The organism is Shimia sediminis (genome assembly GCF_003990645.1).
GTDB lineage: Bacteria > Pseudomonadota > Alphaproteobacteria > Rhodobacterales > Rhodobacteraceae > Shimia > Shimia sediminis.
The window spans coordinates 893,830-906,594 of sequence record NZ_RYZK01000001.1; the positions used below are offsets into that span (position 1 = coordinate 893,830).

12 protein-coding genes are annotated in these 12,765 nt (G+C 57.3%); 5 read left to right on the forward strand and 7 right to left on the reverse strand.

Annotation, left to right across the window (positions count from 1 at the left end; all coding sequences use genetic code 11):
* Positions 1-98: 98 nt before the first annotated feature.
* From EK369_RS04525 to EK369_RS04545, 5 genes are all read right to left on the reverse strand, one after another.
* Complete coding sequence (locus EK369_RS04525; protein WP_127112466.1) at positions 99-770, reverse strand: phytanoyl-CoA dioxygenase family protein; 672 nt, start codon at positions 768-770, stop codon at positions 99-101.
* A gap of 137 nt (positions 771-907) precedes the next feature.
* Entirely contained in the window at positions 908-2,365 is a 1,458-nt protein-coding gene (locus EK369_RS04530; protein ID WP_127112467.1) for an NAD(P)(+) transhydrogenase (Re/Si-specific) subunit beta, read from the reverse strand.
* A gap of 13 nt (positions 2,366-2,378) precedes the next feature.
* Positions 2,379-3,950, reverse strand: a complete 1,572-nt coding sequence (locus tag EK369_RS04535) for a Re/Si-specific NAD(P)(+) transhydrogenase subunit alpha (RefSeq protein ID WP_127112468.1) — start codon at positions 3,948-3,950, stop codon at positions 2,379-2,381.
* Positions 3,951-4,086: 136 nt separating this feature from the next.
* Positions 4,087-4,536: a methyltransferase family protein gene (locus EK369_RS04540; RefSeq protein WP_127112532.1), complete on the reverse strand. Its 450-nt coding sequence runs from the start codon at positions 4,534-4,536 to the stop codon at positions 4,087-4,089.
* 199 nt (positions 4,537-4,735) lie between these two features.
* The gene (locus EK369_RS04545; RefSeq protein WP_127112469.1) at positions 4,736-5,686 is read right to left on the reverse strand and encodes an MBL fold metallo-hydrolase; all 951 of its coding nucleotides are present in this window, start codon (positions 5,684-5,686) and stop codon (positions 4,736-4,738) included.
* Positions 5,687-5,825: 139 nt separating this feature from the next.
* Between EK369_RS04545 and EK369_RS04550 the strand changes: the two genes are divergently transcribed.
* From EK369_RS04550 to EK369_RS04565, 4 genes are all read left to right on the forward strand, one after another.
* Entirely contained in the window at positions 5,826-6,578 is a 753-nt protein-coding gene (locus EK369_RS04550; protein WP_127112470.1) for an SDR family NAD(P)-dependent oxidoreductase, read from the forward strand.
* Between the two features lie 10 nt (positions 6,579-6,588).
* Positions 6,589-6,963 carry an MmcQ/YjbR family DNA-binding protein gene (locus EK369_RS04555; RefSeq protein ID WP_127112471.1) on the forward strand — a complete coding sequence of 125 codons (375 nt, stop codon included), beginning with the start codon at positions 6,589-6,591 and terminating at the stop codon, positions 6,961-6,963.
* 100 nt (positions 6,964-7,063) lie between these two features.
* Positions 7,064-8,257 carry a kynureninase gene (gene kynU / locus EK369_RS04560; protein ID WP_127112472.1) on the forward strand — a complete coding sequence of 398 codons (1,194 nt, stop codon included), beginning with the start codon at positions 7,064-7,066 and terminating at the stop codon, positions 8,255-8,257.
* A gap of 219 nt (positions 8,258-8,476) precedes the next feature.
* Positions 8,477-10,603 (forward strand): Hint domain-containing protein, encoded by a 2,127-nt coding sequence (locus tag EK369_RS04565; protein WP_127112473.1) that lies wholly within the window; start codon positions 8,477-8,479, stop codon positions 10,601-10,603.
* Here EK369_RS04565 and EK369_RS04570 read toward each other — a convergent pair.
* Positions 10,595-11,374 (reverse strand): gamma-glutamyl-gamma-aminobutyrate hydrolase family protein, encoded by a 780-nt coding sequence (locus EK369_RS04570; protein WP_127112474.1) that lies wholly within the window; start codon positions 11,372-11,374, stop codon positions 10,595-10,597. The two genes, EK369_RS04565 and EK369_RS04570, sit on opposite strands and share 9 nt — an antisense overlap.
* A gap of 72 nt (positions 11,375-11,446) precedes the next feature.
* Positions 11,447-11,875, reverse strand: a complete 429-nt coding sequence (locus tag EK369_RS04575; protein ID WP_127112475.1) for a GlcG/HbpS family heme-binding protein — start codon at positions 11,873-11,875, stop codon at positions 11,447-11,449.
* A 288-nt stretch (positions 11,876-12,163) separates the two neighbouring features.
* Between EK369_RS04575 and EK369_RS04580 the strand changes: the two genes are divergently transcribed.
* A complete protein-coding gene (locus EK369_RS04580; protein WP_127112476.1) occupies positions 12,164-12,646 on the forward strand; it encodes a hypothetical protein in 483 nt (160 codons plus the stop codon).
* The last annotated feature ends 119 nt before the right edge of the window (positions 12,647-12,765 follow it).

The window sequence follows — 12,765 nt, forward strand, 5'->3', positions numbered from 1 at the left end:
AAATGTTACTTTTCAACAGGTTACTGGAATACAAACGTATACAAACTGGACAACCCACTGCAATTAAAGCCGAAAACGTAAGCCCTTTCTGCGAAAACTCAGATTGACCACTCTAAGCCACGCCCCAAAGGTTGGGACGCATAATCGACTCGGAAAGCCCGCCGACCTTCCAAAGTGCTAGCTGGCAAAGAGCGGTGCAGCGTCAGCATGGATAGTATTAGAACATCGCCCGGCTCTGCGACGGTGGTTTCTGTTTCATATTTTTCCGCCGCTAATTGGGCATGCCTCGTTTCCAATTTCCCTGCACAATGGCTTCCCAATGCGATCTCCATCGCACCATTTTCTGCAGTATTGCGATCCAGATGAACCCGCACAAACAACATGCCTTCCAAAACTTTCAGAGGCGGCTCGCAATGCCACACCCCGGCTTTGCAGGACCAGTTTGAGAAGCCCCTAACATTTGCATGCCCTCGCACCGCGATGATCCTGTCTTGATGCCAAGGAACGCCCCAGTTGCTTCGCTCCGCCTTTTCAAAAGACACCAACCTTACTGGCCGCATTCCAGGCCAAACTGCGCGGATGCGCTCATTAAATTGTGCGTTTGTAAGGCACTCGAAAAGGGAGGACTCAGGGTCAATGCGCTTACCCGGACGACCATCTTGCAAAGCAAGCTCATCAAGGCGTTGCAACTCTCGTTTACTCAGCGCGCCGCGCAACCAAACACGGCCTGTCTCTTGAAACGCAGTGAGCAGTTCTTTGTGGTTTGCCATAGATTGTTGCTTTCTTTCAAACTTGTCCGTCTTGAATTGCCGGAAAACCAGCCGGCCAACAATCTGCTTCTACAAGACGAAGAAAGAAAAAAGGCGCCCCAGATTGGAGCGCCTTTCCTGAACTTTTGCCCACATCCTTAGCTTATCAGGTTCAGCAGGCTGTCCAGCGACTGTTTCGCGTCACCGTAGAACATGCGCGTGTTTTCTTTGAAGAACAGCGGGTTCTCGATGCCCGAATAGCCAGTCCCTTGGCCGCGTTTCGAAACGAAGACCTGCTTGGCCTTCCAGCACTCCAGAACCGGCATGCCGGCGATCGGGCTGTTGGGATCTTCCTGCGCCGCAGGGTTCACGATGTCGTTCGACCCGATCACGATGGCGACGTCTGTTTCCGGGAAGTCATCGTTGATCTCGTCCATTTCCATCACGATGTCATAGGGCACCTTGGCTTCGGCCAGGAGCACGTTCATGTGCCCCGGCAGACGGCCAGCAACAGGGTGGATGGCGAAACGCACTTCCTTGCCCTTGGCGCGCAGACGGCGGGTCAGCTCGGCAACATTCTGCTGAGCCTGCGCCACAGCCATACCGTAGCCTGGAATGATGATGACACTGTCAGCTTCTTCCAGCGACGTGGCAACGCCCTCGGCGTCGATGGCGATCTGCTCGCCTTCGACTTCCATTGCAGGACCAGTGGTGCCGCCAAAGCCGCCCAGGATCACGCTCACGAACGACCGGTTCATTGCCTTACACATGATGTAAGACAGGATCGCACCGGAAGAGCCCACAAGCGCACCAACCACAATCAACAGGTCGTTGCCCAGGGAGAAACCGATCGCGGCCGCGGCCCACCCCGAATAGGAGTTCAGCATCGACACAACCACCGGCATGTCGGCACCGCCGATGCCCATGATCAGGTGATAACCGATGAACAGCGCGGCAATGGTCAGGATCAGCAGCGGCAGAATCGCACCTGAACTGAGGTACCAGATCAGGCACAGAACCGAAATCGCCGCCGCCGTGGCGTTCAGCAGGTGCCCGCCCGGCAGTTTGGTCGCATTCGACGTCACCTTGCCCGAAAGCTTGCCATAGGCAATCACCGAGCCTGTGAAGGTCACAGCACCAATCCAGATACCCAAAGAGGCCTCAACGCGAAGGATGTTGACCTCAACACCTTCTTTCTTGGCCAGAAGGGCCGCAAAACCATCCAGACCTTTGGCCAGTTCCTTGGACAGGGGCAGCATACCGTCCGGGCTCATCGCCATGACGTTGCCCAGTTCGAAATGGGCGTTATAGCCCACAAACACAGCCGCCAGACCGACAAGCGCGTGCATCCCGGCCACCAGTTCCGGCATCTGGGTCATCTCGACCTTGGACGCCAGCTGATAACCAATCATGCCGCCAGCTGCGATCAGGATGATCGACAGCCACCACAGGCCCGCACCGGGGCCGATCAGCGTGGCAAAGACCGCAAGGCCCATACCGACAATACCGTACCAAACGGCGCGTTTCGCGCTTTCCTGCCCCGAAAGGCCACCAAGCGAGAGGATGAAGAGAACAGCCGCTACAACGTAGGCTGCGGTCGTAAATCCGAATTCCATGATCCCGACCTCCTTAAGATTTCTGGAACATGGCGAGCATGCGCCGTGTCACGAGGAAGCCGCCGAAGATGTTGATCCCGGCCATAAAGACCGAAAGCGCGGCAAGCAGAATAACCAGGAAACTGCCCGATCCGATTTGCATCAGCGCCCCCAGAATAATGATCGACGAAATGGCGTTGGTGACAGCCATCAGCGGTGTGTGCAGAGAGTGCGCAACACCCCAGATCACCTGGAAGCCAACAAACACCGCCAGCACAAAGACGATAAAGTGCTGCATGAAGCTGGCAGGCGCCACGAGGCCGACCCCCAACAACAGGGCACCGCCCACGGCCAGCAGTGTCACCTGGCTCTTGGTCTGCGCCTTGAAGGCCGCCACTTCGGCGGCGCGTTTTTCTTCCGGAGTCAGCTCCGGCACCACTTCTTTTGGCTTGGCCGCAATCGCCTGAACTTTTGGCGGGGGTGGCGGGAAGGTGATGTCACCCTCAAACGTCACGGTCGCGCCACGGATTACATCGTCTTCCATATCGTGGTTGATCTGACCGTCTTTCTCAGGGGTCAGGTCGGTCATCATGTGACGGATGTTGGTGGCATAGAGGCTCGAGGCCTGGGCACCCATGCGGCTGGGGAAGTCGGTGTAGCCGATGATGGTCACGCCATTCTCGGTCACGATCTTCTCGTCCATGACGGTCAGCTTGCAGTTGCCGCCTTTTTCCGCTGCAAGGTCAACAATGACCGAGCCCGGCTTCATCGCGGCGACCATGTCTTCGGTCCACAGTTCCGGCGCTTCGCGGTTCGGAATGAGGGCCGTGGTGATCACGATGTCCACTTCTGGCGCCAGTTCACGGAACTTGGCGAGCTGTGCTTCGCGGAACTCCGGGCTGGAAACAGAGGCGTATCCGCCGGTAGCGGCGCCGTCCTGTTGCTCCTCTTCAAAGTCCAGATAGACAAATTCCGCACCCATCGATTCGACCTGTTCGGCCACTTCGGGCCGCACATCGAACGCCAGAGTGATGGCGCCGAGCGAGGTCGAGGTGCCGATTGCGGCCAGACCGGCTACACCAGCGCCGACGACCAGAACCTTGGCGGGTGGTACTTTACCCGCGGCAGTGATCTGCCCGGTAAAGAAGCGGCCAAAATTGTTACCGGCTTCGATGACCGCGCGATACCCGGCGATGTTGGCCATTGACGACAGTGCGTCCATCTTCTGCGCACGAGAGATACGTGGCACCATTTCCATGGCAATCACGTTGGCACCCTTGGCCTTCGCGGCTTCCATGCCATCTTCGTTACCAGCAGGGTTAAAGAACGAAATCAACGTCTTACCCTTGGTCAGACGCTTCAGTTCCGTCTCGTTCGGCTGGCGAACCTTGGCGACAATGTCGCAGGCTTTCCAAAGCGCCGCGGCGGTCTTGATGATCTCAACGCCCGCCTCTTCATAGACGGCATCCGAAAATCCCGCATTGGCCCCGGCTCCGCTCTCAATAGCGCAGTCATAGCCCAGTTTCTGGAGCTGAATGGCAGAGTCCGGTGTCATCGCGACCCGATTTTCTCCGTCAAACACCTCTTTTGGTGTACCGATCTTCACGTTTCCTATCCCCCTTCAGTCAAAGAGCAAGATTATTGCGTGCAGCTGATGCTGCAGTTGCAGAAAGTTTTAACGCGCCCCTTAATGCTGCACAAGCAAAGTGATGTATGTCCTGTATCTTTGCGCCGCAGCGTCATCACACCCACCTCCGCACTTTCTGGCAGTACCGCGCAAAATCCGCGCGAAACTTGACCCGCAAACGGTTTTCTTCCGGCACAACGAACCGACGTTCGATGATCCAGAGGAAAACCGGCACCAGCACCAAGGCCAGAACGGCGTCCCAATAAAGTGCCATTCCCAAAAGGATGAGCAAATCGCCCAGATAGATCGGGTTGCGCGTACGCGAAAAGATTCCGCTCTGCACCAGCCGATCTGCCTCTTGATGGGGAATGATGGTGGTTTTCTGACGCCGCATCTCGGTTGCAGCCAGCGCAATCAGGATCACGCCGCCCCCCACGAGCAATCCACCGACAAATTCAGCCCAGCGTCCACCCAGACTCAACCCCAAAGTCAGGAACTGAGACTGGCACCAGGCCAGCGCCAGAAACACGGCAAGCCACACCGGTGGAATATCCAGCCAGCGCAACACGCTATACTTCACTTATTAAGTAACAGCCTGCGATCATCCCGATATCAGATAATGAGCAGGAATATTTCTGCCATGTGAACATGCGGGATTGGATCAGCATGGATGTGCTATGGGCAACATTTGCGTCAAAGGCAAGCAGACAACGCGCCGCAGAGGTGAATTCGGGCACATATTTTGTCTTTGACCGGAAAGTGGCCTATTCCCATTCCATTTCCTCAAAAACGCGACCGGCGTTCTTGGTGGCCAGCTCTTCAAAGGTATCCAGGTTGCGCCAACGTTCCTGATCCACGTAGTAGGCCCCGGCCAGATCACCCCCCTCGTCGATGTGCGTGCCAACTTTTTCGCGCAGATCGGTCAGGTAGTCATAGGTATAGCGGCGCACCTGGGCCAGATTCGTCGGATGTCCGTGGCCGGGAATGACATAGGTCGGGGCCAGCGGCTCCATCTTGGTTTCCCAGGTTTCCAGCCAGCAGCTCGTGCAGATCCCCTCAAAGATCGGCAGCATGCGCTCGTGAAAGGCGATGTCGCCGGCGATCAGCATGCCCCATTGCGGCAACCATACCTGTGCGTCGCCCGGATCATGAGCAGGCCCCATGTGCATGACATGGATGTCAACGCCCCCTAGGGTCAGCTTGTGCTCGTCTTCAAAGGACAGGTTTGGCGTCACGATACGCGTGCCTTCTGCCTTGTCGCGATTGTAACGCTCCATACCTTGCAGGATGAAATCTGCCTCCTCGGTAAAGGCGTCGATCGCATCCACATGGGCGAGGATGTCTACCCCCTGATCCATCCAATAGGCATTCCCGAGCATCGCGTGCCCCTGCCCGTTTTCATTGATGACCAGCACCACTGGCTGCTCCGTCACAGCCTTGATCTCATCATGCAGCGCCGCCGCCAGCCGCACCGAAGCGCCGCCATTTACAACCACAACGCCTTCATCCGTCACGATAAAGGACAAGTTGTTGTTGTGGCCCGAGTTCTCATACGTCGGAGGCGCAGTCGCGCCGATGGCTGAGAAAACATGCGGGATGACTTCCACGGGTTTCGAGTACAGTTCGGACTGTGGGTATTGGTCCGCGATATCCTCGCTCGCAATGGCAGCGCTGCCAATCAAAGCCAAGGCCGCCAGTCGTGCAAATCGTACCATCCCCGAATCCTCCAAATCGAATGCTTGTCACAGCAATAATAAACAAATTCGCAATTGTGAATAATTATTAAGTGACGACACGGCGCGCTTGCAACATACCGAGTAGTATGTAGCCTGCGGGAAAGACAGGGAGAGAGATATGCATCTGCAAGGGAAACACGCAATTGTCACTGGTGGCGGCACCGGAATCGGGCTGGCCATCGCACGGGATCTGGCCAAGGCTGGCGCGCAGGTCACCATCACCGGACGGCGCGCCGATGTTCTGGACAGTGTCGCAGGCAACGGTCTGCACGCTTTGCAAATGGACGTCAGCGACGAAGCATCCGTGGTCGACGGAACCGCCGCAGCCGTCGAAGCCCGCGGTCCGATCCAGATCTGCGTTGCCAATGCGGGCATTGCCGAAGGGCGCGCGCTGCACAAGATGTCGCTGGAAGACTGGCGCTTCATGATGGGAATCAATGTCGACGGCGCCTTTCTGACCATCCGCGAGAGCCTGAAAACCATGGTCACCACCGACTGGGGCCGCGTCATTGGCGTGTCCTCTATCGCAGGTCTGCGTGGCCTCAAGGGCGCGCCCTGTTACGGTGCCTCGAAACACGCGCTGAACGGGCTGATCAAGTCGCTCTCAAACGACTATATCAACACGCCCTTCACCTTTAACTCGCTGTGCCCGGCCTATGTCGACACCGACATCGTGACCGACAACACCCAGAAAATCATGAAACGCACAGGCCTCTCCGAGGCCGAAGCGCGCGAGCTGATGGTGGGCGTCAATCCCCATGGTCGCCTGATCACCCCCGAAGAGGTGGCCGAGGCCGCGATGTTCATCTGTGGCCCGAATTCCGACAGCTACCGTGGACAGACCCTTCAGGTTTCCGGCGGAGAGCTGTAACCTAGGGCGCATGACCCGCGACGAGTTCAACACTTTCTGCGCCACCCTGCCCGCCACATCTCATGTTGTGCAATGGGGTAATTCCGACGTGTGGAAAGTCGCTGACAAAGTCTTTGCCATCTGTGGATGGAACGATGGCAAAGACGCTTTCACCTTCAAGGTGACGCCGCTGGTTTTCGAGGTGCTGGGCGACCATCCCGGCATCCGTCCAGCCCCATACCTCGCATCGCGGGGCATGAAGTGGCTGCAGCACTACGACACGCCCGGTCTGTCGGATGCGGACCTCAAAGATCACCTGCGCCTGTCTTATGACCTGGTGGCCCAAGGGCTATCCAAAAAGAAGCGCCGCGAGCTGGGCATTCCCATGCCGAACGAATCCTCCTGATCAACCGCACACATCACAAAATGTGATACCTGAAATCACAAGAATTGCTGGTGCAAGGCAAAAATTGATCCGCTAAGCAATTTTGGCAAGGAGGACCACCATGACCGATTTCGCCGCGACAAAAGCCATGTTTCACATCCCCGAGGGGATGATCTATCTCGATGGGAACTCACTGGGGCCCCTGCCCCTCGAAGCGCCAGCCAACATGGCGCGGGTCATGCGGGATGAGTGGGGGGACATGCTGATCACCGGCTGGAACAAGGCGGGCTGGATGCAGAAATCCACCAGCATCGGCGACCGCATCTCACGGCTGATCGGCGCAGAGCCGGGCCATGTCATCATGGGGGATACCCTCTCGATCAAGGTGTACCAGGCGCTGGCCTCAGCGCTGGAACTGAACCCGGACCGCAAGGTGATCCTCTCGGACAACGGCAACTTTCCGTCCGACCTCTACATGGCACAGGGTCTTATCCAGTCTTTAGAAAAGGGCCACGAGCTGCGCGTTGTCGACCCAGAGGATGTTGCCGCCAACCTCAGCAATGATATCGCCGTCTTGATGCTGACCGAAGTCGACTATCGCAGCGGCCGTTTGCACGACATGAAGGCGCTGACGGAAAAGGCCCACGCCCTGGGGATCATCACCGTCTGGGATCTTGCGCACACTGCAGGGGCCACAGACGTGCAGCTGAGCGCTTGCAACGCGGACTTTGCGGTCGGATGCACTTACAAGTATCTCAACGGCGGTCCCGGCGCCCCGGCCTTCATCTATGTGAACCCCAAACACGCAAACACCGCCCGCCCTGCGCTTTCGGGATGGCTAGGGCATGACGCCCCCTTTGCCTTTGACCTTGATTATCGTCCGCATTCCGGGATCGAGCGCATGCGCGTCGGCACGCCTCCGGTTCTTGCGCTGGCCGCGCTCTCTTCGGCGCTGGATGTCTGGGACATGACCAACATGGCCGACATTCGCGCCAAGTCAAAAGAGCTGACCAGCCTCTTCATTGCCGAAGTCGAAACCCGCTGCCCAGAGCTGATCCTTGCCAGCCCGCGCGACGCTGATGCACGCGGCAGCCAGGTTTCCTTTGCGTTTGATCACGGGTACGCCGCGATGCAGGCGCTTATTGCGCGTGGCGTTGTCGGGGATTTCCGAGCACCGGACATCATGCGCTTTGGTTTCACACCTCTCTACATAGACGAAGGCGACGTGATCAATGCCGCAAAGATCATCGAAGACGTGATGACCAATCGTCTTTGGGACCGAGACGAATACAAGGTCAAATCCGCCGTCACCTGACGCACAGTTCTGAAACCCACCCCCTGCACCCCGTTGGCACCGCCAGCGGGGTTTTTAGCTTCTGGGCCGAAGTTCGACACATTTGATCTCAAATTTACCCTGATTTGTCCGGAATTCCGCCGCAGCACCCTGCGAATGTCCCCCCAAGGGCGCAGTGTGTCCGGAAATAAGAAGGCCCCTCCAAACCACTCATGGAGGGTAGAGCAGGAGTAATGAGTGATGCCACGTGGGTATCTTGTCACCTTGGGGGATTACGTCCTTGATCCTGATGACGCGGTCATCGGACCCTGGAGCTTTTTTGACACCTCAACCATTTTGGGCACGGGCAGCTGGAGCTGGACCGGCAGCTGGGGTGGTTACTCATACACTGACGAAATCGAAACCGGCGTTTACTACCTGGGCACCGACGGAAACGTTTATTTCATTCCGGATTTTGGTCGCGTCGATACGTTGACCTCGGCCACGGTCGAAACCGCCCCTTCCTACACCACATTGGACGGCACCATCCGCGGCACAGGTGCGGATGACCTGATAGACGAGACCTACGTCGACAGTCAGGGGGACGCCATCGACGACGGAAATGGCGGTGGGGTCGACGGCAACGACGACTCGGTCCTTGGCCTGAATGGCAATGACACTATCAACTCAGGTCTTGGACAGGATACTGTTTATGGCGGCCAGGGCGACGACGAGATTGACGGTGGCGACGGTAACGACCTGCTCTATGGCGACAGCCACAATGACGGCAATGCAGAGGTTCTGGACTGGAGTCTGGAAGGCACCGACGGGGCCGACCTTAGTTCCGGCTTTACCCAGGTCACCGGAGATATGTCGGTCACGGTGTCCTTCCAAAGCACCGGTGACAACACCCCGGGCTACAACGTTGAAACCACCGATCCAATTTATGTCGAAAGCGGTGAGGATTTCGACCCGACCACCTCGCTTTTTCTGACTGGTGAGGGACAGGGCGACACCTCGCGAACAACCATCGATTTTGCGGCCACCACAGGCAGCGATGTCAGTGACGAAGTCGAGAACGTTTCTTTCCGCATTTCGGATATCGACTGGGCCTCAGGCAACCACCTCGACTATGTGACGGTCAATGCCTTTGATGCCGATGGCAACCCGGTGGCGGTGACCATCACCATCAGCGGCAATGACTCGGCAGTCGGCAACACTATCACAGCAGCGCAAGTCACTGAAACTCAGGACGAAGCCAACAGCTCGGTCCTGATCGAAATCGCCGGTCCGGTCTCGGAAATCCAGATCGAGTACTCAAACGGCCTGACCGGGACTCAAGGCATCTGGGTTTCCAACATCCATTTTGACACGATTTACGATCAAGGCGGCGATGACACGATTGTCGGCGGTTTGGGGGATGACACCCTTGTCGGCCAATTCGGCTCGGACAGCATGCAAGGTGACGCCGGCAATGATGAATTCCGCATGTCCCATGGCGATACCGCCGTGGGTGGCGACGGAGACGATCTTTTCCTGATTTCGGACCTGGGCGAGGCCGTCAGCGACATCTATGTCATCGGCGGCGAAGGCGACGAAACCAACGGCGACATCCTGGACCTTGGGGATCAGGCGGATGTCGGCTCGTTGTCCCTGACCAACTCTGATGATGCCGCAGGTGGCTATACCGGGACCATTCAGCTTTTGGATGGCACGGTCGTACATTTCTCTGAAATCGAGGACATTCAGGACGAAAACGGCAACTCGTTACTGCCCATCTGTTTCACGCCCGGAACGCACATCCTGACCGAGTTCGGCGAACGCCCGATTGAAACTCTGCGCGCGGGCGATCGTGTTCTGACCCGCGATGAAGGCCTGCAACCGATCCGCTGGATCGGGGCGTCTATCGCGGATGGCAGCGGCGACTTTGCACCGATCCTTATCACGCCCCAAACTCTGGAAGGCGCTGAAAGACAACTTCTGGTATCGCCGCAGCACCGTTTTGTCATCGAGGATTGGCGCAACGAGCTGCTGTTCGCCGATACCGAGGTCATGGTGTCAGCCAAGCACCTGGTGAACAATACCTCAGTGCTGCGGGTGCCTTGCCAACGCATCACCTACATCCACATGATGTTTGACCGCCATCAGGTGATATTTGCCGAAGGTACTGCCACCGAAAGCTTCCACGCGGCCGATCATGCGCTGTCAGCGATGGGCCCCAGCGCCCGCGAGGCCATGTTCCGCGCCTTTCCGCATTTGCGCAGCGATGTCTCGGCCTATGGGCCAACCGCGCGTCGCTGTCTGCGGGCGCATGAAACAGGATTGCTCAATCCCGCGAACTCGGCCCTGCCGGTTGCAGCGATGCAATCATTGGGACTGTCAGGCTGACTTCAATATCGACGTGGCCTGCTGCCCGTTGGCCCAGGCCCGCACCGCATTGCCGAACCCTTCGAACAAGGGGCGCGAGACAGGATCGTTGGCCGCGTCCCACTCTGGGTGCCACTGCACTGACAACGTAAAGCCCGGCGCGCCCTCGATATAGGTGGCCTCGGGTGTGCCGTCCGGTGCCTGACCATCGACCACCACGCGGGCGCCAGGTCGCTTGATCCCCTGCCCGTGCAAAGTGTTGGTCATCACCTTCTGCGCGCCCATCAGCTGATGAAATACACCGCCCTCGGTGAACTCAACGCTATGACGCAAGGCAAACTTTTCCTCCAGGGTCCCGTCCGGCGGCATTCTGTGATTATCGCGCCCGGGCAAGTCGCGGATTTCCGGATAGAGAGAACCACCCATGGCGACGTTCACCTCCTGAAAGCCGCGGCAAATCCCAAGGAACGGCTGACCGCTTTCCACACAGGCCCGCACCAGCGGCAAAACAATGGCATCCCGCGCGCGGTCAAACTCGCCATGGGCCTCGGTTGCAGCCTCGCCATAGTGCTCGGGATGCACATTCGGGCGTCCCCCGGTCAGCAAGAACCCATCGCAATGGCTGAGCAGCTCCACCACCGAGACAAAGCGGGGATCGGCGGGCACCAGCAGCGGCATACATTTCGCCACGCCCGAGACGGCCTCAGAGTTCATCGTTCCGCCGGCGTGGGCCGGATATTGATCGTTGATCAGATACTGGTTGCCGATAATGCCAACGACGGGTCGCGCCATGAGGTCCTCATTTGCCTGTTCACCAGCCAACATAGGCCCGTGCGTGGCCAATGGCAAAGGGGTAGCGTGGCGTCAGGCCGCGCCAGTCAGGTTTGCCGCCTCGATCCCCGCCAGCGCCGCCGCAGCATCATTCTCCGAGGTGTCCCCGGTCACGCCCACGGCCCCCACAATCGCACCCTTCTTGTCCTTGACCAGTACACCGCCCGGAACCGGCACAACCTGTCCGCCATAAACGCCATTTAGGGCCGCGCCAAAGTGCGGGCGTTCAATGGCGATCTCACCAATCTTAGAACTCGGTGCGCCAAACATAACCGCGCCATATGCCTTGCCATGGGCGATCTGAAACCGCCCCGGTGCGGCGCCGTCTTCCCGCTCAAACGCCTGCACATGCCCGCCGGCATCCAGCACAACCACCGACAACGGGTTCAACTCCATCTCGCGCCCCTTCTCCAGAGCCTTGCGAATGATGGTGCGCGCTTTTCTGAGTGTGATGACGGACATTTGGATTTTCCTATCTGATTTTTACAGCATTCTGGGCGGCCCATGCCCAAACGACAATTCCTATTTTTTAAGAAAGTGTCATCAAGAATGAAAAAGGAACTGCAAGCACAGAGTTGGGTGGCTTGATGTCCGGTTTGAGCCCAATCGTTCTGGATGCTGTATTGAGCACCAATGACGGCTCCTTCTTCAATCGGGTAATTGTTTAGCGTGACAACGGTTTACATGCTGGATAGATAAGTTTGGACTCAAGGCAGCGTTATTAGAGTATTCCTTCAAGAGGTAGACTAAGTGAGCTACGATTTATTGGTGTTTGACCCAAAGATTGCCCCGCGTGATCGGACGGATTTCATGAGTTGGTATGGCAATCTCACCAAATGGGAAGAACAGAGGGACTACAATTCCCCCATTGGAATGACGGGCAACCTACCGATGTTCTTCGAACAACTTCGCCAAGAGTTTCCTCCGATGAATGGGCCGTTCGCCTACGAATTTGACCAAGCAGGGCCAAAGCCTGCGAGCTTCTGGCAAAAATTGTTTAGAGCCAAGCAGCCATCTACTACGCCTGAACCGTTTAACGAAGCGTTAGTGACTGACTACAGCCTTGCTGAAAATGCCATCTATATGGCCTTCGCTTGGTCCGTATCAGATCAAGCATACAATCGTGTATTTAACACCGCACTTTCAACAGGAGTCGGTTTTTTTGACGTAAGTGCGAACAACGGCGCGATCTTACATGATGCAGGCCAATTTGAAGATCTGATGGGATTGTAGAGTTCTGTTCAGACAATCGTGGAGAGCTATAACAAGCCTATTTTGAATCGCCCCGGGTTTACCGGAGAGTAAAACACTCAAAGGATGAGCCCTATGACGAAGAGACGATTCACCCCCGC

What these genes read in the sequence shown, in the direction of transcription:
- EK369_RS04555 (WP_127112471.1), top strand. Translation starts at nt 6,589, where the DNA reads ATGACCCGCGACGAGTTCAACACTTTCTGCGCCACCCTGCCCGCCACA.
- EK369_RS04530 (WP_127112467.1), bottom strand. Translation starts at nt 2,365, where the DNA reads ATGGAATTCGGATTTACGACCGCAGCCTACGTTGTAGCGGCTGTTCTC.
- EK369_RS04525 (WP_127112466.1), bottom strand. Translation starts at nt 770, where the DNA reads ATGGCAAACCACAAAGAACTGCTCACTGCGTTTCAAGAGACAGGCCGT.
- kynU (WP_127112472.1), top strand. Translation starts at nt 7,064, where the DNA reads ATGACCGATTTCGCCGCGACAAAAGCCATGTTTCACATCCCCGAGGGG.
- EK369_RS04545 (WP_127112469.1), bottom strand. Translation starts at nt 5,686, where the DNA reads ATGGTACGATTTGCACGACTGGCGGCCTTGGCTTTGATTGGCAGCGCT.
- EK369_RS04575 (WP_127112475.1), bottom strand. Translation starts at nt 11,875, where the DNA reads ATGTCCGTCATCACACTCAGAAAAGCGCGCACCATCATTCGCAAGGCT.
- EK369_RS04565 (WP_127112473.1), top strand. Translation starts at nt 8,477, where the DNA reads ATGCCACGTGGGTATCTTGTCACCTTGGGGGATTACGTCCTTGATCCT.
- EK369_RS04570 (WP_127112474.1), bottom strand. Translation starts at nt 11,374, where the DNA reads ATGGCGCGACCCGTCGTTGGCATTATCGGCAACCAGTATCTGATCAAC.
- EK369_RS04550 (WP_127112470.1), top strand. Translation starts at nt 5,826, where the DNA reads ATGCATCTGCAAGGGAAACACGCAATTGTCACTGGTGGCGGCACCGGA.